The organism is Paenibacillus sp. FSL F4-0243 (assembly GCF_037963295.1).
Classification (GTDB): Bacteria; Bacillota; Bacilli; order Paenibacillales; family Paenibacillaceae; genus Paenibacillus_AQ.
In genome coordinates, this window is record NZ_CP150151.1 from 1033447 (window position 1) to 1056228 (window position 22782).

A 22782-nucleotide genomic window follows, 5' to 3' on the forward strand; every position below is an offset into this window, starting at 1 on the left:
CTTATTTCCAATGCACATTATGCAATAGAATAGAAATAGATGTTTCTTTTATTCCATTCTATTGCACAGAGAACAATTCAGGTTTCTCCCGGAAAGGAAGTATAACGATGCAGAGAAAAATCAATCTGCTCCTGCTCTTCTTCAGTCTGATCGGCGGCGGGGTCGCCTTTCTTTTTGGCGAGTGGCTGCTAAGCTGGTACAACGATCTGCCTTCCATCTTGCTCGTAGGCATTTATTTTGCCATAGTAGCACTCGGTATCGGCATCGGTTGTCTGCTTGCAGAAATGATCTCGCCACGGCTGAACGGAGCCTCGTGGAAGCAGCGCTACCTAGGTTTATCCTGGAAGCTCCTGCCTCTGATGATTGTCCTTGCACTTGGAGTTGGAGCATTAACAGAATTTGTTTATGAGCTGAATTTTGGCGGTGCTAAACCGGTTAAAAATGTTGTAATGGCTATCGATGACTCTGGCAGTATGGCGCAGAGTGATCCTGATAACAGCCGTTATTCAGCCGCTAAGGCGTTAATTGCGAGAATGGACAATGACAATCAGGTAGCGGTGGTGACATTTAACCACGAAGCTGTAGTCGTCCAGCCGTTAACACCACTCTCGGATTCGCAGAATCGTGAGAAGGTGTTGACTGCCATTGATAACTTGAAACCAACTGAGGGTGGCACGAACATAAGTGGTGCGATCTCGGAAGCACTTAAGGAGATAGACAGTGACGGCAGAAAAAATCAAGGCGCTATGGTCATCTTGCTGTCGGACGGAGTCAGTAATTTCGACACCTCACGAGAATTACAGACCTATATAGATCGTGGCATTGCCGTAAATACCATTGGTCTGGGGATGCAGGATCCTGCCGGTACCCAGTTGCTGCAGGATATTGCGAAAATAACGGGCGGTCACTATTATGATGTGACAGATACGGCTCTTTTGGGTGATGTATTCCAGCAAATCTATGATCGTTTGGGAGATCGGACATTGCTTACGGTGCGTAGTGATGCTACGGCAGATAGTCCATACTATGCTGCAGTTCGTATTTTGTCGCTGATGCTAATCGGTGCTGCACTTGGACTCGGTCTTGGTATTATGTTTGATAACCGTCATTTAGCAAAAAGCTTCGGGATTGGCGGCGTTATCTCAGGGTTGTTCGCAGGGCTTATTCTGGAATTTGGACTTAGCGGGCACAATTTCACTGACGGCCTAATTCGCCTCCTTGCTGTTCTTATATTGGCTGCAATCATCTCATTATTTACAGGCGTCATTCCAGTAGGTGAAGGACGTATTTACCGTAATAGAAGAAATAATGCAGCTCCTAATCCACCGTCAGAAAGCTTTCCTGATCGACGGAGAAATCGGAATAGCAAAGGATTCTAGTAGTTGAAAGGGGTTTACAGTAATGAGGTACGCCGAGGATAATGCTTCCGCTCTGGTAATAACGGATGTGACATCTCAAGTGGATGAACGGTTCTGTACGCTGAGATGGCGCTGGCCGGACGGCGTGCAGGCGGTGTACATCCATAAGACCTCCGCAGAAGAGGCTTCTATTGGCACCGGGGATATTCCTCCGGTCGGAATGAAGCTCTACACTCGTGAGGAATACAAATCTAACAATGGATACCGTGATCGATTGGATGAGATCGGCCTAGTCTCCTATACCATATACGCTCGCCTTGCTGAGAACGGAGAGACACTGCTGGTGAGGCAAAGTGACGGTGCGAACCGTGTGGTGGTCAGTGCAGGCAAAGCCAGAATCTATTATTCCGTTCAACAAAAAAGAGGATTATTCGGAAAACAAAAGACCGTACATATGGCGATTACGGCAGAAGTTCCAGTGGCTCGAGATGTCCTCTGTTATGTTAAGAAACGGGGAGGACATCCGGCAGGGAAAGAGGATGGTATTCTCTTTCCCTTTGTACAGGATTTCGCCCCTGGACGCAATGTACTCCCGCCGATTGAGATCGGTAAGGATGATTTTGTACGCATCTTTTTCACCGACGGTCCTAAGTATGGGCTTTATTACGAGCTGGTGCCGGAGTAAGATCAGTCTATGCGTACAAGCGAGTGTTGGACAATGCCTGTCCATAGCAAGATACGCAGATACAACTTTTGGGAGGATGAGTAGATGTCTTTTTTTAGCCGTTTTATGAAAAAGAATCAGCCGGAGCCAAGGCCACTTTTTTACGATATTGTGTGTCCGTATTGCTTCACCAAGTTCTCTCCGGAGGATGTGGTCTTTCGGGCTATGCATAGCCGAGAGGACGATGAGAATTACGCGCTGGGCGAGGATGATGCCTTGAATAAATACCGTGAGCGCTTTGGGCTCGATACGGTGGATGACATAGAAGCAATCATTAATCCGGCGGATATTCCGGAAGAATACCATCATTATACCGATCATGTGTTAACAGGGCTTACGGATCGCTATGGAGTGCTTACACGCAGACGGCTATGTCCATCCTGCCATAACGAGCTGCCTGTGACTGCAGGTAAGGTTCCAAGTAACATTATCTCGATTATCGGAGCTTCCCAAGTCGGGAAGTCGGTATATATGACCGCGCTGATTCATACCTTGCAGCATACGACAGCAGGACATTTCGATGCCGCTTGTATGCCGCTCAACGCGGAGATTAGCCGTAAGTTCCGTACGCTCTATGAAGAACCGCTGTTTGAACGCGGGGATCTGCTAGCTTCCACACAGAAGGAGAAAATGCAGGAGCCGTTTATCTTTCAATTTGTTTTTAAGGATGAAGAAAAGCCGCCGCTGACACTTGTGTTCTTTGATGTAGCGGGTGAGGGCATGGTGGATCAGGATTATCTCGGACTACACGGTCAACATATTAAGAACTCTGCCGGTATTCTGTTTATGGTCGATCCACTGCAAATCCGTTCGATCCGTGAGAAGATTCATATTAACATCGGTGATCGCCCGGGCGAATGGGTCTCGCAATATGACGAGCCGCGTGATGTTGTGCTGACGATGTTCGGTGATTTTATCGCTTATCAGGAAAAGAGCAAAACTGACATTCCAACAGCAGTCGTTCTTGCGAAAAGTGATATGCTGCATTCGCTGAAGGATGAGGATGGCGATTACATCAAGTCCAACAGTAATGTGTTCAATAACTATGTCCATCGCAAAACATTGAATATGGATGAATTCCATAACATCGACGGAGAAATCCGCAGATTTATTGGTAAGGTGGACAGACCTTTTAAAGATACGATGGATGTGTACTTCTCGAATACGGGCTATTTTGCGGTATCTGCGTTGGGCAGTAATCCTGTGAATCAGAAGATTGAGGGTGTAGTAAGCCCGATTCGCGTAGACGAGCCGTTTATTTGGCTGCTGCATAAGCTGAAGTATATTGAGGGGAGCGACGGCCCGTGAATGTTTTCTCAGGGTCTAAGATCGCCCAACAAATGTATACCCGCGAACGCCGCGGATTATTTCGTTCCACTGAAGGTTTTGATACAGTAGCGAAATCGGACAGTCTGGACAATAATTTTATCAAAAAAACACTGCATCCCTTCTGTCTCTACGATGCTCCAGCAGAGCTGGCCGCGCGTGGGGAGAAGGATGAGACTCTATATCCTAGTGCGCTGCACCTGTTCCATGCAGAGAATGGCGACACTGTTCTTGGGACGAGTCGTTATCAAGCGACGGATTTTACGGGCCAGCGGAGCGCCTTTTTTGCACATAACTTTGTAGTTCCAGCCTCACGTTCAGAGGAGATTATTCAGAGCTACGGGGACTTTCTGCATGCTGATTTCGCAAAAAGTTATGAAGGAGAGCTGGGCGGAACCTTGCCGGAGCTGTCTGCTATTCCAGTTATACGTACGGATCGCCGACCTGATCCTATAGCGGGATTACGCTTGCTAGGGATTGATGAAGGGATATTTAAGGCATTGCTGCAAGCGGTGATGCTCTCTGTGGCAGGTAAGAAAAAAATCTATATCGCTCTAAATGTACCTATCACGGAGCTGTCCGCACGTGCGGTGGAGCTTACAGAGATTTTATATAGCGTGCTGCCGTATGAATTCCGCCGTAGATTAGGCGTGATTACGTATGCGAATGAACCGCAAAGCCGTAAATATATTCATCTTAGCTTTGTGGAAAAAGGCTCGCTCCGTCCCGGTGATCGCAGCATCGAGAAGGACTTCACATTCGATTTGGTTTCGGGTCGGATGGGGAATGTAGATTTTGGCGAGTCCCGTCAGCCGTATGCTGATCTGGTTTGGAAGCTTTTACTTCTGAATCCAGGGGATCTCGACGATTTCGTAAGTTTTGCCGATCAGATCCTTCGCGGAGAAAGTCCTGAGCATAAACTATCGCTCGCTCTCTATAATGAGTTAGCCGTATTTTATGAGATTGAGCAGGGGAATGAGCACTTATATACAGAGAACAAGAGCGCAGTGCTGAGTGGTTTACTCTCTTATCTTAAAGCGGAGGGGGCGATTTATTCCAGAATCCGACTGAATGATATTTTCTTGGAGCGGTTCGACCGAGAATTTGATTTAGTCCGGCAAAGGAATGTCCCGGATCCTGCAATTATGGAGTGCTTTAAGGATTATTTTGTGCTCAAGGATCATAATTACAAAGTCAGAATTGTTGATTATTTCATTAATGGTATGCTTCATAGCGTGGAAGCGGGACGCAAAGATGTTCTCAATGCAGCTTACGGTATCATTGAGAGTAATGATGAGCTAAGCGCTGCTTTTTTTCAACGGGTAATGTCTGAAGCGTATTTCCGCAAGCAGTTATTAGAGCCTTATATGGAATCAAGACTAGTTGCTGCATCTAAATCTGTGGACATTCTGAATTTTGTACTCCATTGGGGCCGTTTTCTGCCGGCTGCGTTAGAGCAACCTTTTGCTCAGGATGCAGTAAGGGATTACTTGCTAGAAAAGCTACAACTGGAAACTGATCCGGTTGCTGCGGTGGCGGAAATTCATGGCACTGTAGATAAAGCGGAGAAAGATCGACGTAGAGGGACAGGCGTATCTCCTAAAGTACTCTCACTCATGCAGGATCTGGCAGCATCTGCAGACAGATTCTTGCTGAACAGGCTATCCCTTACTGAAATGACGCAGGAGGACTTACTGGAGGTTGTTTTCTTACGTTATGGCAATGTCGTGGATTGGCAGCCGCCACTAGATAGAATTAGCAAGCAGAAAGAAAATGCACTCCGCGCTGCTTATCGCTGGTTTGGTGAAGAGAAGCCGAATGAAGAGATTTTTGCAGGCTTATCTCCAAAGGAGCTGGACGATGTACAACTGCTCGGTCGCCGTTTACTGAAGGAAGCCCGAGTGTTAGAGCCTTTTGAACGTCTGCCTCTAGCTTTCTACTACACCAGTCAGCGCGAGGGTGGTCCACTGGATTATGACGCACTCATGGAATTAGTAAAGCATAAAGCCGGTACCGATAAGGATGTTATCTATCGATTTTTTGCATGGTCTCAAGGAAATTCTTTATTTACGATATCGAATAAAAAGCTTTATCCGGGTTACCGCCGGGCGATTCTGAAGTATTTCCAGAGCAGTGACCGCGAAGCCTTCAAGAATCGTGAGTTCCGTAAAAGCTATGTTGCTACAGCACGGCCTGCTCTTCAAAATGTGTACAATGAAGCTCGCTCCCAGCTCGCTTCCCCGCTGGCGCGCTGGATCAGCCGCAGTCGATTTCGACTCCTGATCTCCGGTTCCATCACGGGCATTCTGGTGATTATCGCAATTATCGTATTCAGTATGCTGCGTCCGGATGATCCAAAGACGGCTCTGCCGGGGACAAGCCCTGAGCCGACACCCGTTCAGAGTGCAGGCAATGAGCTGCCTCCGGCTTCAGTATACTTGAAGGATCAGAGCGTCGAAGGAGATAAGGGGAGCAGCATATTGGTGTTCACGTTTGCCAAAGCTGATGATTGTGTGCAATTTAATCCGACGGAGATTAGTCTGATGACTTCATCCAATGTGGTGGATAAGAGCTTTAAAGTCGCTGCTAGCCATGGAACTTGTCCAGTTCCGTCAGCGGATGCCACAGGCGCTAATTCTGAACCGGCTGAAGATGCGGACGCTACTAACTCAGGAGCCGATGCCACACCGTCTCCAACGCCTTCATCTGATGCGGAGAATAACACAGTTGATCCATCCGCGACAGCTGTCACAGAAGGGGTACAGCCATCCTATCAGGTGGAGGTTACCTTAGAACCGGGAGCGACCATCGTAGAGAAAAGTATGATCAAGGCGGGAAGATTTACATTGATTGTAGATCCCGCTCCAAAGGATACACTGGGTGTTAACTCAAGTGCTGAACCTTCTCCAACTGCAAGTCCGGAAGGAACAGCTGAATAAAGGAATTTCTGATCAGCAGGACGATGCCGAAAGGTTTGGTTCTGCTGTTCTTTTTTTGTTACTCATACAAAGCTTTTCTATAGACATGCTATGTATTAATAGATATGATTATGAAAATAAGGTTATACCGCCCTTTATAGGGGCGGTCTTTATGTTGTGCGCTCTTATTTTAAGTAGTATCCATTCCTTTATAGAAAGAGGTTGAACAATGAAGAAAATAGTCACCTCCAAGTTTTTTGTACTTGGACTGGCCATATTCATGGTCATTTCAATTTTAGGAACATCCCTTACTCCGGCAGGAACCATCTTCGCAGAGGCAGGTGTTAGCACCGGACTAGATGAATCTAGCGATGCAGCTGCTCAGGCGGAGCGAATTAATGTTGCGGATGCGACCTATACAGCTGCAGAATTTATTCTAAAGGGTGGCGTGCAGTCGGATTGGCAAGCGATTGGGCTGGCTCAAGCGGGATACAAACTGCCAGCAGGTTACCGTCTAGCTCTTGAGAAAAAGGTGAAGGATGCAGAGGGGAATTTCGCGAGCGTAACGGATTATGCGAGAATCGTACTCGCAGTAAGAGCGGTAGGTGCTGATCCTACCAACTTTGCTGGAAGCGGAACAACACCTGGCTATAACTTAATAGAGAAGATCTATAATCATGACAAAATCAGTGGACAGACACTTAATAATCCAGTATATGCTTTGCTCGCACTGGACTCTGGTAAATATAACATTCCATATAACGCGAAATGGACAGCGGATAAGCTCATTGCTGAGATTCTCTCCAAGCAAAATCAAGATGGCGGCTTTGCCTTAACGACAGGCGCTAGTGAGCCAGATATGACAGCGATAGCTTTGACCGCTCTAGCGGCACATAAGCGTAATCCAGAAGCTTACACAGCAGGGCTACAAGCCGTATCTTGGCTCTCTAGTGCTCAGGATAGTCATGGAGGTTACGGAGATAGTGCTGAGAGCGCTGCACAAGCTATTCTAGGTCTCACATCCTTCGGTGTAGATCCAAGTGGATTAGAATATACCAAGAATAAAGTGAATCTGATCGGTAACCTGCTGAGCTACCGTCTAGCTGACGGAAGCTTCGCTCATAGCCGTGGCGGAAGCAGTAATATTCTAGCTACTGAGCAAGGCCTTCAGGCGCTTGTAGCCTACAATCTACTCTATAAAGGCAGTAACAGTAAGTTATACGATTTTTCTAAGTCATCTGTTCAGAATGCCTTAATCTATGCACCTGTTACTGTAGAGGGTCCTAAGAGTACTTTAGCACAGGGATATGGATATGCTAGCAACGTACTTGGTGCACTAGAGAAGCTGGCTCTTCAGACGAACTTGCCGATCACGAATCCTTCCGGTGCATATGTCACAGGAATTGGAAACATTCCCGCCGGAAGCTACGGCGGCTATGACGGATGGATGTATGCCGTATCCCGTAACGGTCAATGGATCAACCCTGATGTTGGAATGAGTGATTTTGCGCTTAAAGATTCAGATCAGGTCTTGGTATATTATGCTGGAGATGATACTAAACTTGTAGATTCGGTAACGGTGTCCAAAGCAAGCCTAAAAGAGGGCGATTCTTTTACTGTAGTAGTGACTAGTAAGACATGGAAATGGGATGCTGTAACGAATACATCCTCCCCGGTAGCTGCCAAAGCATCTGGCGTTCAGGTCCAAATTGGAAATCGCATCGTAACAACAAATGCTAAAGGCGAGGCGCTATTCTCAGGGAATGTTCCAGCAGGTGATTACAAGCTGACTGTAACAGGCTATCGTGAAGGAAAAGCGCCATCGATAGCTAAATATACTCAAGATCTAAAGGTAATTCCTAAGCATGTAACGGCTTCACTTACCGTTGAGGGTCCGCAAGGACTGATCGGTGAGGGGACTTTAAAGGCTTCCAATGCACTTGAAGCTTTGCAGCAATTGGGATTATCCAATGATTTTAAAGTAGATATCACGAAATCGTCGTATGGTAATTTTGTATCGGGCATTCATGGAGTTACTCAAGGCCTTTATGATGGCTGGTGGAGCTTCGTAGTATGGCGTAGCGGTGAATGGATCTATCCAAGTGTAGGTATGGACGCTTTTGAATTACAGGAATCCGACCGTGTTCTTGTATATTATGCCGGAGAAACCACACAGGTTGTTAATACTGCGGTTGTATCCTCTGCACAGCCGAAGCCGGGTGAAGCTTTCACAGTAACAGTTTCTCAGAAAAAATGGGTATGGAATAAGGATACCTTTACTTCCGATCCAGTGACTTCTCCAGCCGCTGGCGTGCAGGTCTTGATCGGTGATCAGAAGGCGATCACAAATGCTAAGGGTGTAGCTGCATTTGACCAAGGTCTACCAGCGAATACCTATACGATCATTGTTACGGGATATGCTAAAGATAGTGTGCCTAGTGTGGCGCGTTATACTCAGTCACTAAACATTGCTTCAGATGTTATTGCTCCTGTTAAAGCTACGGCTACCCTTTCAGTCGTTGGGGATAACAAGAAGGGTACGATTCTGAACAGTACAACAGTATCGCTAAAAGAAGGTGAAACGGCTTATAGCTTATTGATTAGTCAATTGGGCGATAAGGTAGTATCATCCGGAAACGCTGGAAGTAAATACGTGAAATCTATAGATGGTTTGTCCGAATTTGATGGCGGACCTAGCAGTGGATGGAAGTATAAGACGAATAGAGATGCTGATCCAAGTATCAGCGCGGACAGCTACATTTTAGAGAACGGTGATATATTATATTGGTACTATTCATCGGGTGAATAAGTACGATTGATTATTGTTAGGCGGACACTACGATTCGGAGTATTAGCGGATCGAGTGTCCGTTTTTTTGTTTTCGTTCGTTGCATTATTTGACAACAGAAACTTTTTTTCGACATTTTATTCATGATTTTATTTAAAAATCATCACACTATTCGCCTTTCTTACCGATAAAAATAGATAGTTAGTAAGATCATGTGAAGGCGGAGTGCAGATGAAGAATATGAAAGTGAAATTCAAAATTGGGATTCTATTGGTATTTTCTGTAGTCATGTTGAACATTGTGGGGGTAACTGGCTTTATCACCATGGACAAAATGGCTCAAAAAACAACAGAAACGTATAATGAAAACTTGTTGCCTGTTTCTTACGTGGGACAAATGCGTACAAACAATCGGGCCATTGAAGCTTTTCTCTTGGAGCGCTTGATGAGCGTTGATGTAAACAAGAACAAACAACTGAAAGAGAGCATTACGGAGAAAGTTCAGGAAAATAATAATCTTTTGAACAAGTTGAAGACCGTCCAGTACAATGATAGTGCGGTAGTGAATAAAATAAAGGAGTATGAGTCCTCCTTAACAGACTATCGTGCACAAAGAGATAATATTATTCAGGTTGCGGATAGCAAAGGTAGTCAAGAGGCCTTTCAAGTATTCACAGGTGAGTTTAGTAATTCTCGTGAGAAAATGATCAATATGCTTAAAGGAATAAGCGATTCGCTGCTAAAGGGAGCTGGAGATCATAATTCAGAGTCTACGGCTACCGCTAAGAGCATGAAGACTAAAAGTATAGTGTTGATATCGTTCTCTTGGATCATTTGTATCGTACTTAGTGTTGCAATCATTCGACTGATTACGAAACCTCTTAAGGAACTGCAAGGTTTAATGAAGCGGGCGGAAAATGGAGATTTAACCGTCACAGCAACGTATACCGCAAAGGATGAAATCGGCCAAATTAATAGCTCATTTAACAATATGCTGGAGAGCTTACGGAAGATGATGCAAGGCATTGCGGAGAGTGCAGAATTGTTATCAGCCTCATCGCAAGAGATGAGCGCTAGTGCTGAGCAGACCTCGCTGGCTTCGCAAATGATCGCCGAAGCTTCTGGAGAGATTGCAGCGGGGTTTGATGAACAGACGGAAAGTATTAATCGTACCTCTCAGTCTATACAAGCTATGACCAATAATATTTCGGCCGTAGAAAGTAGCAGTTTTGAAATGTCCGACCTTATGGGAGTCGCTTCTGGTTCAACAGATCAAGGGGTAATCGCCGTAGATAACATCATTGAACAGATGAAGGAAATCGACTCCGGCGTAACTCAGAGCCAAGAGATTATTAGTAACCTTGGGCAGCTGTCTCAGGATATAAATACAATTATTACTACGATTAACGGAATTGCAACACAGACGAACCTGCTGGCGCTTAATGCTTCTATTGAAGCAGCGAGAGCTGGAGAACATGGACGCGGCTTTGCTGTAGTTGCCGGAGAAATTCGGGGTCTTGCAGAAGCGACACGAAACAGTTCACTGAAAGTAACGGATATTATTACGCATATTCAAAAGCAAACTGAAAGAGCAGTAGAATCAATGGCTTTCGGCTCCGAGCTAGTCTCTCACGGCGTAGCTCAAAGTCAGCTCGTATCTCAAGCGTTTCATGAGATTCAAAGTTCTATTAAAGAAGCTACGCTGCAGACGGAAGAGATTAGAGAGGCAGTTGCACATGTCTCCTTAGAGTCACAAGGTGTAGCGGCAGCAATGGAACAGGTCAATGCAATATCCAATAAAGGGGCAGTGGGTGTTCAGGACACCAGCGCAGCTAGTCAGCAGCAACTGTCTGCTATGGAGGAAATGTCCGCATCAGCTCAGTATTTAGCGGTGCTGGCGGAAGATCTGCAGAAGACTTTAGCGCGATTTAAATTATAACGCGAAATGAAAAAAAGGACGTCCCAGAGCCATTTAGGCTTTGGAGACGTCCTTTTGTGTGTTATTGAATGGAGTTAAGCATACCAGCCCCATACGAAGATGAAGAGCGTACCAAAGATCGTAACTAAGCCAACGAATAAGGCATAGGCGATATTGATGTAGAGTTCTTTCTTGGTATCAGCTGATTCTCCAATATGCATGAACAGGAAGAGCTGCAGGGAAGCCTGAATGAGCGCTGTAATAAGCAGGATAGCCATGTTCGCACTATTAGATAGATCAAGGTAGATTACAGCAAGTGCAGCCACAGAAAGGACAAGAGAGGCTAAGAAACCCATCACATGGCGAATTGGAAACAGTTGCTTCATCATGCTACATCAGTCCTTTCAGATAGACGAAACTGAAAATAAAGATCCAGACAACGTCCAAGAAATGCCAGTACAGCGAGAAGATAAAGGATTTATTGGCCGTAGCCGGAGTAATACCTTGACGCTTCAACTGGATTAAGATAGCCGCACCCCACAGGAACCCGAACGATACGTGAGCTCCGTGTGTTCCCAGCAGTACAAAGAGACTGGATAGGAATCCGCTGGTTTGAAGTGTAGCCCCTTCGTGAACATAAGTGACAAACTCCATGATTTCAATACCAAGGAAGCCGAGACCCATTAGTAGGGTTAGTCCGAAAAAGACCATCATAGCTTTCTGGTAACCATGCCGCATAGCATGAACTGCAAGACCGATCGTAAATGAGCTTGTCAACAGCAGTAATGTTTCGATCATCACGGGACCAATTTCAAAAAGGTCCGGCCCGCTAGGGCCGCTGGCAAAACGGTCTACCATTACAAAGTAAACAGTGAACAACGTAGCGAACAGTGCAATCTCTGCTCCTAGAAAGACCCAGAAGCCAAAGATTTTATTACTATTCTCTTCTGTTGAGTATTCAAGCGGCTTAGACGCATCTATTTTCATATTGTCTCACCCCGCAATTTCTTTTCAGTAGCAATAACTTCTTCTGCAGGGATGTAGAATCCATGATCCCGATCGAAGGACATAGCAGCTAGAACGATGAGGATACCTACTCCAGAGAGAATGGCTGGAATCCAGAGACTGAATACCAGAGAGAATCCTGCAATGAAGAAGATAACACCCAGAATAAATGGTTTGCCTGAATTGCTAGGCATATGAATCTTAGTAATCTTATCTTCGTATAGAGGTACGTTGTCTTGTTTAGAGAACCAGTAGGCATCGCGTGTTTTTACGGTTGGAACCACTGCGAAGTTGTAAGCTGGAATCGGACTTTTCGTTGCCCACTCCAGTGTACGTGCATCCCATGGATCTCCATTTGTATCTCTTGGTTCATAACGTGTACTCCAGTAGATGTTATACACCAGAATTACAAATCCGACTGTAAGACCTATCGCCCCTATGAACGAGACCATACTGAGCGGACCAAATCCGGTATCCGCAGAATAAGTGTATTGTCGACGTGTCATTCCCTTAAGTCCGAGAAGGAACAGTGGGAAGAACGATACGTTAAAGGAAATAATAATCCACCAGAAGGCATGTTTACCAAGACGTTCGTTCAAACGGAAGCCGAATACTTTAGGGAACCAGTAGTGGAAACCTGCGATAACGGCGAATACAGCACCTGGAATGAGAACGTAGTGGAAATGTGCTACCAGGAACATTGTATTATGGTACTGATAATCGGCGCTGGCCATGGCCAGCATGACACCTGTTACCCCACCAATCGTAAAGATCGGGATAAAGGCAAGCGAATATAGCATCGGCGTCGTAAATGATATTCGCCCTTTTCGTAAGGTGAATAGCCAGTTAAATATTTTCACACCTGTTGGAACGGCAATGGCCATAGTAGTAATCGAGAAGAAACTGTTAACCATAGCGCCTTGACCCATTGTATAGAAATGGTGAGCCCATACTAAGAAGGACAAGAGGGAGATGATCAACATACTAAAGACCATGGATGTATATCCATACAGGTTCTTTTTGGAGAAGGTGGCGATAATTTCACTATAAATACCGAAGGCAGGTAGTACAACGATATATACTTCTGGATGTCCCCATACCCAGAAAAGGTTGGCCCATAACATATCCATACCGCCGTTGGCCATCGTGAAGAATTGAGAGCCGAATAACCGGTCGAACATCATCAAAGCGAGCGCAACCGTAAGCACTGGGAAAGCGAATACGATAATTACGTTCGTGATTAGCACGGACCATGTAAACATTGGCATTTTCATCAGCTTCATACCAGGAGCACGCATCTTCAGAATCGTTACAATAAAGTTAACGCCTGTGAGGAGTGTACCGATACCTGAAATTTGTAGCGCGAGCGAGTAGTAGTTGTTACCCACCGTTGGGCTGAACTCTATACTTGCTAGTGGGAAGTATGCAGACCAACCAGCATCTGGTGATCCCCCGATAACAAACGAAATGTTAAGCAGCATTGCTCCGAAGAAGAAGAGCCAGAAGCTGACAGCGTTAAGACGTGGGAAGGCAACGTCTCTGGCACCGATTTGTAGCGGTACGATAACGTTCATCAGACCGATAATAAACGGCATGGCCATAAAGAGGATCATGATCAAGCCGTGTGTTGTAAATACCTCGTTGTAATGCTGTGCGTCAAGAAATTTCATGTCTGGGGCTGCAGTTTGCAGCTTCATCATAATAGCGTCAACGCCGCCGCGGAAAAGCATTAGTAGCGCAGCAAGGATATACATAACCCCGATACGTTTGTGGTCAACGGTAGTTAACCATTCGCGCCATAAATATCCCCATTTTTTAAAATAGGTTAGGCCGACGATAATCCCGATTGTAGCTAAAACAATACTTGCCATAGCCCCGTAAATCAGGGGTTCGCCATGGACCTTAAATTTATCCCAATCCATTAGGAATCGCTCCTTTCAAGTTGCTCAATTAACATGGACTAATGTCCTTCATGTGTAGTGCTCTGTTCATCCAGTTCTGGATTAGGTTCACTGTTAAATTCTGTCTCGCTAGATGGTGCAGGAGACGGATGAATTTCTTTATTATCCTGATGTTCCATAGTTCCATTATCCATATCCATTTCTTTACCATTATTACTCATATGGTCGCCATGGTCTCCTGGAGGAGGGCTAAAGGATAAGTGAGTGTTGGTGTATGTTTTGCGTCCGACATATTCCATTTTCAAAAGATTTTTGAATTCGTCTTCGGTTAATGGACCTGCTGTTTCTTTAACGTCTTTTACCCATTCTTGATAGTCCTTATCAGTCATCGCAAGGGCTTCGAACTCCATGTGGGCAAAACCCTTACCATTAAAGTTCGCATTTCTTCCGGTATAAGAACCTACAGTATCCGCTGAAAGATGCAGAGTGGTAAGCATGTCACTCATCGCATATTTCTGTCCTCCCAATTGAGGGATCCAGAGACTTGAGATCGTACCGAAAGAGTACAATCTGAACTCGACAGCGCGGTGAACTGGAATGTTCACGTAGTTTACGGTTTCAATACCTTCCTCAGGATAGCTGAAATGCCATTTCCAGTTGGAGGAGGAAGCGTAGATTACAAGCGGTTTCTGATCTTTATAATCCGCTGCAACGTTTTCTACATCTACTGTCGTTTTGACAGTGACCACGGAGAGGAATGCCACGATAATAATCGGGATTGTAATCCAGATGGCCTCCAACCATTTGTTTCCTTCCTCGTGAGGAGGAATATAATCTTCGTTACTTTTCTTAGCGCGGTACTTCAAAAGTACAAAGACATATAAGATGTAGACAACTGCTAGAACACCGAGCATCACAACAATGGAGAGGATGATCGTGTCAGACAGAGTTCTCGCAGCCGGCCCCTTCGGATTCAGAACAGCGATTGAACTGCATCCTGGCAAGAGTAAAATTAGGCTGAGAAATAAAGCGTATAACGGTCCCTTTTTGTTCATGCTTAAGCTCCTTCCTTCAATACTTCTATTAATTAACCCTCATCATTACCTTCATATATAGTAAGAACTAATGAGAAAGAAAGCAAAAGACTTATTTTTCCATCTAAGCCATAATAGACCTTAATAATGGCGATCAAGTTAAATATGTGTGATCAATTTGTTACAAGTTCCTAATGATATGATAAAGATCACTGTAGCCACGCTGATTAATGGTTATTTATTTCTGTTCAAACTTTGTTCAATAATTTACTAAAGTTGCTAATTTGGACACATCTATTTTGTGCAAAAGGATTGGAATTTAACCATTTATTGTTGGTGTGACAGGATTTGGCCGAAATCCGTATTTGATGAATTTTGTCGAAATATCTGCAAGCCTTAAAAAGGGTAACAAATTATTCTGTATTAAGTTACAATCTCTCAAATTTCTATCTATTAATCTATGATAATGTTATAGGTAAATATACGAGATGGGAGATTTTTTGAGATGTTTAAAAAGAAAGTGTGGCTATTATTTATAGTATTATTCGTATGTACGGGCTTGGTACGAGAGATAGATACAGTGAATGCTGCGGGTGCAGGATCCCTGAAATTAGGGGTGAACGATAAATTAACTAAAATTGATGCAGTGTCGATAAAGGATACATATTATGTTTCGCTGCGTGACTTGTCACTAGCACTGAATCTGAATCTTACCCTTGAGGGTGTTGGTATTCATGTTCAAGGGAACAACGGTTCCATTGAACTGCTGAATGATCACGCAACAGCTCTTCTCCCTAATGGAAAGACTATCCCGCTGAAAACATTTGTGGAAAATGGTAGAACGATGGTTCCTGTGAAGATGACCTCTCATCTTGGATTTTCAATTTCGTTTAAGCCAGCTCAATCTTTATTAAGAGTGTATAATTCCGGGGCTAAATTAGACGATGCTGCATTCGTGAATCAACATAAAAAGGATTTGCAACAAAATGTAACTACAGGGACGACAGGCACAAAGGGGAAAGTTGTATATCTTAGCTTTGATGATGGCCCATCCGCTACAACCTCCCAACTACTTGATATCTTGGCGAAGTATGATGCGAAGGCAACCTTCTTCATGTTAGGAAATAACATGAACGCACACGCGTCTCAAGTGAAACGCTTAGTGAAAGATGGACATGCACCTGCTTTGCACGGCATGACACATGTGAAAGATAAATTTTATGCTTCTCCAGCTTCTGCGTTGAAAGAGATGAATGACGATAATGCAATTCTGAAGAAGATTACAGGTCAAAGTACAACGCTGATTCGTACACCTTATGGTAGTAAGCCTTATTTAACAAAAGCTTATAGAGATAAGATACTAACTCAAGGGTACCACCTGTGGGATTGGAACGTTGACTCTGAGGATTGGAGATATAAGAACGATAGTAATTCCATCTATAATACAGTTATGAGAGAAGTTCATAGTCTGAAGAAGAGCAGCCCAGTGATTCTAATGCATGATCAAAAGGCTACACTTAAAGTTCTTCCACGCATCCTAGAGGCGCTGAAGAAAGAAGGCTATTCGTTTCATATTATTACTTCAGATATGGAGCCTAACAATTTTTGGAACGATAAGCGCTAAATCTGATAGTGAAATTAAATCATTCATATTGTTGAGGCGGCAGATTTGATCTGTCGTCTTTTTTTTTTGTCTGAAATCTTTGTAGATTTGACACATGTAGACTTCTCTAATCTATCGACGTAGTTAATTTGTCATGTTATCATGATACTCTGATAACGTATTAGCGAACTAAAGCACACAGCACTGTGTCAACGATGGGGGATAAAAGAGATGAAGAAAAATGCACTTTTAGTTTTATTTATGATCATGGTTATTGCAGCTTTATCAGGCTGTTCGTCTTCTGGGAGCAAGGATGGAAAGCTGGTGATTGGGATTGATGATAAGTTCGCTCCGATGGGCTTTAGAGATGAGAATAATGAAATTGTTGGGTTTGATATCGACTATGCAAGAGCTGCAGCTGAGAAAATGGGCAAAGAAATCACTTTTCAGCCTATTGACTGGTCAGCTAAGGAGTCAGAACTGAATAGTGGGCGCATTGATATGATTTGGAATGGTTATACCATCACAGATGAACGTAAGGAAAAGGTGTTATTCACTAAGCCTTATCTTGAGAATAGTCAGGTAGTAGTCGTATTAGCGGATTCCACTATTTCAAAGCTTGAGGATTTGGCGGGTAAAGAGGTAGGACTTCAAAGTCTATCCTCCGCTGCCGATGCATTAAATGCTAATCCGATTAAAGACCAAATTGCTAATCTGTCGGAATTTCCGGATAATGTGCTAGCGCTCACAGATTTGAAGACTAAGCGCCTGGATGGTGTAGTCATTGATGAAGTGGTAGCCAGATATTATATGTCAAAAGAGCCTAATACCTTTAAGCTACTAGATGAATCGCTTGCTCCTGAGCAGTACGGTATTGGAATTAAGAAAGGCAATGAGGCACTACTGGAAGAACTTCAAAAGGCTTTGGATGAAATGAACAACGACGGAACGGCTGAGAAGATCTCCACGAAGTGGTTTGGTGAGAATAAGGTATTGAAATAGAAGGTCAATATACAGAGTTTATTGGAGAAATGAAAATGGATTATATAATACAAATTTCCGGGCCGATGTTAGAAGGCGCGCGTACAACTATTTTATTGTTTCTTATTGTTATTTTGGTGTCGATTCCGCTCGGGTTCCTAGTCACTTTGATGGCGAAGAGTGTGATCAAGCCCGTGGCTTGGATTGCACATACCTATATCTATGTCATGCGGGGAACACCACTTTTACTGCAATTGTTATTTTTTTGCTTTGGTTTACCACAGATTCCGGTGATCGGGGAATATCTGGTCATGGACCGCTTCGTTGCGGCGAGTCTTGGGTTTATTCTTAACTATGGGGCTTATTTCGCGGAGATCTTCCGTGGGGGTATGCTCTCCATTGATAAAGGGCAGCATGAAGCAGCCAAAGTACTCGGACTGAGTAAATGGCAAACGCTGCGCAAGGTAATTCTAGCTCAAATGTTTAGGGTAGCTTTGCCAGCCGTGGCAAACGAATCGATTTCCTTGGTCAAAGATACGGCTCTACTGTATGCCGTTGCTGTACCTGAGCTACTGAACTATGCCAAAACAGCAGTGAATCGAGACTTTACTGTAACCCCCTTTGTAGTGGCGGGAGTGATTTACTTACTGATGACGCTGGTGCTCACTTTATTCTTCAAAGCACTGGAGAAACGTTTTAAATTCGAGTAGAGGGACTGTCTGAATATGAGTAACATGATAGAAGTAAGTGATTTACAGAAATCCTTCGGCAAATTGGATGTGTTGAAGAAGGTTAGTTTCAATATCCAGGCGGGAGAAGCCGTCGCTGTTATCGGGCCTTCAGGTTCAGGTAAGAGTACGATGCTGCGTAGTCTAGTACATCTAGAGGAAATTACGGGTGGAAGCATCTTCATCCAAGGTAAGCCGCTTGTGGAGAATGGAAAATACGCTAGTGGAGCAAGTATTCGTGAGATCACAGCGTCCATGGGAATGGTATTTCAACACTTTAACCTATTTCCACATTTAACGGTGCGAGGCAATCTAGAGCTAGCTCCAAGGATGTTGAAACGGGAGAGCGTGAAGGAGATTACGGCTAGAAGTGAGAACTTACTTTCTAAGGTAGGACTTGCTGAAAAAGCGGATGTGTATCCTGCAAAGCTGTCGGGTGGACAAAAGCAACGGGTTGCTATTGCGAGAGCATTAATGCTCAATCCTGATATTCTATTGTTCGATGAACCCACTTCCGCGCTTGATCCTGAACTCACGGGCGAGGTACTACGCGTCATCCGTCAACTTGCTGAGGAGAATATGACGATGATTGTTGTCACTCATGAGATGAACTTTGCTCGTGATGTGGCTGATCGTGTGATTTTCATGGACAACGGTGAGATTACGGAGTCTGGAACACCAGAGCAGATTTTTGATCATCCACAGCAGGAGCGCACTCGAATTTTTCTGAATCAAGAGACGAGAGTATGAATACCGCCTCAGGCTAATAAAGTGTCTATTTATGAGAAAAAGTCCCCACAGTTTTTTATAACTGTGGGGGTTTTTGCGTTGACATAAAGATTAAACTGTATTAATAATAGTAGTACAGTTAATACACATCATCATGAACTAAGGGAAGACAGTGAAAGGAGGATGGTTATGTTCGAATTGGACGTTCGCAGTCGCAAGCCGATTTATGAGCAGCTGACCGATAAGGTCAAGGAGATGATTTTACATGGCATTTTGCAGACTGATGAACAACTGCCTTCGGTAAGGACATTATCCCAGCAGCTAACCGTGAATCCTAATACGATTCAGAAGGCTTACCGTGAATTGGAACGTGAGGGGTATATCTATTCACTGCAGGGGAAAGGGAGTTTTGTAGCCCCAATGAAAAAAGAACAGAATGAGATTAAAAAAGCCGAAGTACGTGCTGAGTTGCTTAGACTGATGGCGGAAGCGGTATACCTTGGGTTCACCGCAGCTGAGATTAGTTCATTGTATGAGCAAGTGGAGAAGCAGAGAGAAGGAGGGAAAAGTGATGATTGAGATTCGAGGCGTCAGTAAGTTATTTCAAGGGGAGAAGGCAGTAGACGATATCTCTTTAACAGTACGTAAAGGGACGATTTATGGGCTGCTCGGCTCTAATGGCGCGGGTAAAACTACGCTGCTGAAGACCTTGGCAGGCATTTACTCTCCAGATAAGGGAACCGTGAAGGTGGAGGGTGAAGCGGTATTCGAACACCCGACGACTAAGCAACGGGTTATTTTTATGCCGGATTCTCCTTACTTTTTCCCGCAATCCACCATGCTGCAAATGGCAGCCTTCTATCGCTCGATCTATCCGAGTTGGAATCAGAAGCGTTTTGAAGATTTGGGGACCGTCTTTCAGCTCGATAAGAAGCGGAAGCTTAGTCGTTTCTCCAAAGGGATGCAGCGGCAAGCGTCATTCTGGTTATGTTTAAGCTGTATGCCAGATGTGCTTATTATGGATGAGCCGATTGACGGGTTAGATCCGGTAATGCGACGCCAGATCAAAAACCTGCTATTTCAGGAGGTTGCTGAACGCGAGCTGACGGTAATCATTTCTTCACATAATCTTCGTGAGATCGAAGATCTGTGTGATCATGTTGGGATTATGCATGGTGGGAAGATGCTGATTGAGAAGGACCTGGATGATCTTAAGGCGGATACACATAAGATTCAAGTGGCCTTCCGAGATGAACGGCATGAAATTCCGTTAGCAGCGAAGCTGCAAATATTACATCAAGAACGCCGGGGGAGCGTGAACCTCTACATAGTAAAAGGGGATCGTGAGCGAATTAAAGCGGCTTTTCAAGTGTACGAGCCATACGTATTCGATTTGCTTCCATTAACGCTAGAAGAGATCTTTATTTATGAAATGGGGGATGTCGGATATGACGCGCAGCCGATACTACTTTAATAGCAGTATTATTCGCCAGAACTTCCGCCAGCATGGCTGGATAGGGATTATATATGCACTTGGCCTAATGTTCGCACTTCCATTGCAGCTGTTCATGAGTATCGATCCAAATGCAAAACCGCAGGAAATCGATCATTTATTCCGCATCTCTGGTAATGTGCAAGCATTGTTTATTATTACGATCCCTGTTGCTGCTGGACTCTTTTTATTCCGATATCTTCAGGCAAAATCTCCATCAGATCTATGGCATAGCCTGCCTTTACGCAGAGAGCATTTATTTACGGCTCATCTGACAAGTGGACTTACCTTACTGTTGGTGCCGGTTTGGTTAACTGCAGGGGTGGTTGCGGTTGTTAAGCGATGGAGTGGTAATTTTTATATTTTTCAGGGCGCAGATATTTGGCAATGGTGCATCACAGTTAGTATTCTAACTTTGTTCCTCTTCTGCTTTAGTGTTTTTGTGGGAATATGCACGGGCCAATCTATTCTTCAGGGAATTATCATTTATATTTTGCTTATTCTTCCTGTTGTACTGATTTCATTAATCAATAGCCATTTAGTCATGTATCTTTATGGTTATGCAAATGCAAATGTAAACTTCCGAGATTCTAGTTTGCAGATGTGGTCTCCGTTTGTTCATATCGTGTATTATTTTACCGGCAAACCATTCACCAATACAGAATTATGGATTTATGGGGTATTGGCACTTCTATTTATTGGGTTGTCCTATCTATTATACCGTAAACGAAATACGGAAAAAGCGGGTCAGGCTATTGCTTTTGGATATTTCAACCCGCTGTTTAAAGCAGGATTTATGTTATGTACTATGCTTATTTCCGGGAATTATTTTGCGCAAATGAAGCAACAGCAAATGGGCTGGGTGATTAGTGGTTATGCCATCGGAGCCATTATCGGTTATGTTGCAGCGGAAATGATTATTCGGAAAACATGGCAGATTATGACGCGTAAAGTGTTAGCAGAGTTTGCGGTTTATGCAGTAATGCTGGGGTTACTTCTGTATATCCCGATATCAAGTGTTACCGGGTATGAAGCTAGAGTACCATCCGGTGATAAGATTAGTGGTGTGTATATGGGATCTAACTACCGTTGGTATACCCCCACGGATGATTTGTACACTACTACACCCTATATGGGGCAGGACCCTTTTTCCGATGATAAAGATTATATAGAAGCTGTCCGTAAACTTCATCAAGCGGTAATTGCGGTACGTCCAGAACATACCTCACAACAATACGCTTATGAATATTTTACCATCGCCTATCAATTGGAGAACGGTCACAAGCTAGTGAGGGAATACTGGATCCCTAATAAGGGGTTTGAATCAGAGCTCAAGGCGGTTAAGGATACCGAAGCTTACAAGTATGAAAAGTATAATTTAGCTCTCTTAGACAAAGACCTGGATTATATGTGGGTTACTAACAGGAATAAAAAAGTAGCCATCTCTGATCCTCAGGAAATTTCAGAGCTAAAGGAGATTATCAAACGCGAAATTTCGAATATGTCCTACGAAGTACAGATAGATAAGGACGGAAAACCTGATGTGGCTAATATCCAAGTAGAGGTAAAGGTAAAAGAGAACAGTAATCAAATTTCTACAGATTATGGTTATTATTTTCCGTGGAAGTCTTCTTTCCATGAGCTTGAAAAGTGGATGAACGAAAAAGGCTATGCCGATAAAATACGAATAACAGCTGAAGATATCCAATCGGCAGAGATTGTAAAAGACGACTTTATGGATAAGCAAACAGCTAAGAATCCTACGAGTCCTGAACAAAGATTAGTGCTTGCACGTGAAAAGAATCTTACAGTTGTTACGAAGGATAAGGCACTATTAACGGATATTATAGATCATCGTTTCAATTATGGAGTTGAGAATGGCAACTACATTGTGAAGCTGCTGTATAAGGAGGGTTATAGTGATTTCGTTATGTTAAAAGCGTCCGATATGACGCCTGAATTGAAAGTATTACTGAAATAAGCTAAGAATAAGGTAAGTAAAAGATTACAGAAAAAGACTACTGGTTGACAGAAACTGGATAGTTGGATTATGCTTTTGGAGATATGTTAAGGATGAAATGGTACCGAATAAAATATAATTTGACTTGGGGGTAAGGACAGATGAATAACAATATGAATAATCAGCCATCGTATAATGCTTATCCATATTTGCGTCCATCTGTTACCTTGGCTTACAGGTCAGCCTTAGAATCAGTGTATTCATTTCCGGTGAATCAACAACGCTATATTAACCGGTAAGGAGTTCTGTATTTAGGTG

The 22782-nt window shown here is 43.9% G+C and carries 17 protein-coding genes; 13 read left to right on the top strand and 4 right to left on the bottom strand.

Annotated features, from left to right (window positions below; all coding sequences use genetic code 11):
• The first annotated feature begins 107 nt into the window (after positions 1 to 107).
• The 6 genes from NSS87_RS04505 to NSS87_RS04530 all read left to right on the top strand — a co-directional run bounded on the left by NSS87_RS04505 (position 108) and on the right by NSS87_RS04530 (position 11052).
• Positions 108 to 1379: a vWA domain-containing protein gene (locus tag NSS87_RS04505; RefSeq protein WP_042185102.1), complete on the top strand. Its 1272-nt coding sequence runs from the start codon at positions 108 to 110 to the stop codon at positions 1377 to 1379.
• A gap of 22 nt (positions 1380 to 1401) precedes the next feature.
• Positions 1402 to 2043 (top strand): hypothetical protein, encoded by a 642-nt coding sequence (locus NSS87_RS04510; protein ID WP_042185104.1) that lies wholly within the window; start codon positions 1402 to 1404, stop codon positions 2041 to 2043.
• A gap of 84 nt (positions 2044 to 2127) precedes the next feature.
• Positions 2128 to 3390 carry a hypothetical protein gene (locus NSS87_RS04515; RefSeq protein ID WP_042124368.1) on the top strand — a complete coding sequence of 421 codons (1263 nt, stop codon included), beginning with the start codon at positions 2128 to 2130 and terminating at the stop codon, positions 3388 to 3390.
• A complete protein-coding gene (locus NSS87_RS04520) occupies positions 3387 to 6347 on the top strand; it encodes a glycosyltransferase (RefSeq protein ID WP_339245092.1) in 2961 nt (986 codons plus the stop codon). The genes NSS87_RS04515 and NSS87_RS04520 overlap by 4 nt, the downstream gene beginning before the upstream one ends.
• 208 nt (positions 6348 to 6555) lie before the next feature.
• Entirely contained in the window at positions 6556 to 9135 is a 2580-nt protein-coding gene (locus NSS87_RS04525; RefSeq protein ID WP_339245094.1) for a DUF4430 domain-containing protein, read from the top strand.
• Positions 9136 to 9345: 210 nt separating this feature from the next.
• Positions 9346 to 11052, top strand: coding sequence for a methyl-accepting chemotaxis protein (locus tag NSS87_RS04530; RefSeq protein ID WP_042185106.1), 1707 nt, complete (start codon positions 9346 to 9348; stop codon positions 11050 to 11052).
• Positions 11053 to 11126: 74 nt separating this feature from the next.
• Here NSS87_RS04530 and qoxD read toward each other — a convergent pair whose 3' ends face one another.
• From qoxD to qoxA, 4 genes are read right to left on the bottom strand one after another with little or no spacing between them, the layout of a single operon-like run.
• A complete protein-coding gene (gene qoxD / locus NSS87_RS04535) occupies positions 11127 to 11420 on the bottom strand; it encodes a cytochrome aa3 quinol oxidase subunit IV (protein WP_179281646.1) in 294 nt (97 codons plus the stop codon).
• A gap of 1 nt (position 11421) precedes the next feature.
• Complete coding sequence (gene qoxC / locus NSS87_RS04540) at positions 11422 to 12018, bottom strand: cytochrome aa3 quinol oxidase subunit III (RefSeq protein ID WP_076283869.1); 597 nt, start codon at positions 12016 to 12018, stop codon at positions 11422 to 11424.
• The gene (gene qoxB, locus NSS87_RS04545) at positions 12015 to 13958 is read right to left on the bottom strand and encodes a cytochrome aa3 quinol oxidase subunit I (protein ID WP_042185110.1); all 1944 of its coding nucleotides are present in this window, start codon (positions 13956 to 13958) and stop codon (positions 12015 to 12017) included. Before qoxB ends, qoxC begins: the two co-directional genes overlap by 4 nt.
• Before the next feature lie 38 nt (positions 13959 to 13996).
• Positions 13997 to 14992, bottom strand: a complete 996-nt coding sequence (gene qoxA, locus NSS87_RS04550) for a cytochrome aa3 quinol oxidase subunit II (RefSeq protein ID WP_094871516.1) — start codon at positions 14990 to 14992, stop codon at positions 13997 to 13999.
• 484 nt (positions 14993 to 15476) lie between these two features.
• Here qoxA and NSS87_RS04555 point away from each other — a divergent pair, with 484 nt between their 5' ends.
• The 7 genes from NSS87_RS04555 to NSS87_RS04585 all read left to right on the top strand — a co-directional run bounded on the left by NSS87_RS04555 (position 15477) and on the right by NSS87_RS04585 (position 22485).
• Positions 15477 to 16595 carry a polysaccharide deacetylase family protein gene (locus NSS87_RS04555; protein WP_339245101.1) on the top strand — a complete coding sequence of 373 codons (1119 nt, stop codon included), beginning with the start codon at positions 15477 to 15479 and terminating at the stop codon, positions 16593 to 16595.
• A 210-nt stretch (positions 16596 to 16805) separates the two neighbouring features.
• Positions 16806 to 17576 (top strand): amino acid ABC transporter substrate-binding protein, encoded by a 771-nt coding sequence (locus NSS87_RS04560; protein WP_042185114.1) that lies wholly within the window; start codon positions 16806 to 16808, stop codon positions 17574 to 17576.
• Positions 17577 to 17605: 29 nt separating this feature from the next.
• Positions 17606 to 18265 (top strand): amino acid ABC transporter permease, encoded by a 660-nt coding sequence (locus NSS87_RS04565; RefSeq protein WP_042185116.1) that lies wholly within the window; start codon positions 17606 to 17608, stop codon positions 18263 to 18265.
• A gap of 9 nt (positions 18266 to 18274) precedes the next feature.
• On the top strand, positions 18275 to 19033 hold the full coding sequence (locus tag NSS87_RS04570) for an amino acid ABC transporter ATP-binding protein (protein WP_076299120.1): 759 nt from the start codon (positions 18275 to 18277) through the stop codon (positions 19031 to 19033).
• Positions 19034 to 19201: 168 nt separating this feature from the next.
• On the top strand, positions 19202 to 19591 hold the full coding sequence (locus NSS87_RS04575) for a GntR family transcriptional regulator (RefSeq protein WP_076283874.1): 390 nt from the start codon (positions 19202 to 19204) through the stop codon (positions 19589 to 19591).
• A complete protein-coding gene (locus NSS87_RS04580) occupies positions 19584 to 20486 on the top strand; it encodes an ABC transporter ATP-binding protein (protein WP_042185122.1) in 903 nt (300 codons plus the stop codon). The genes NSS87_RS04575 and NSS87_RS04580 overlap by 8 nt, the downstream gene beginning before the upstream one ends.
• Positions 20461 to 22485: a hypothetical protein gene (locus tag NSS87_RS04585; RefSeq protein WP_339245105.1), complete on the top strand. Its 2025-nt coding sequence runs from the start codon at positions 20461 to 20463 to the stop codon at positions 22483 to 22485. Before NSS87_RS04580 ends, NSS87_RS04585 begins: the two co-directional genes overlap by 26 nt.
• Positions 22486 to 22782 lie beyond the last annotated feature (297 nt).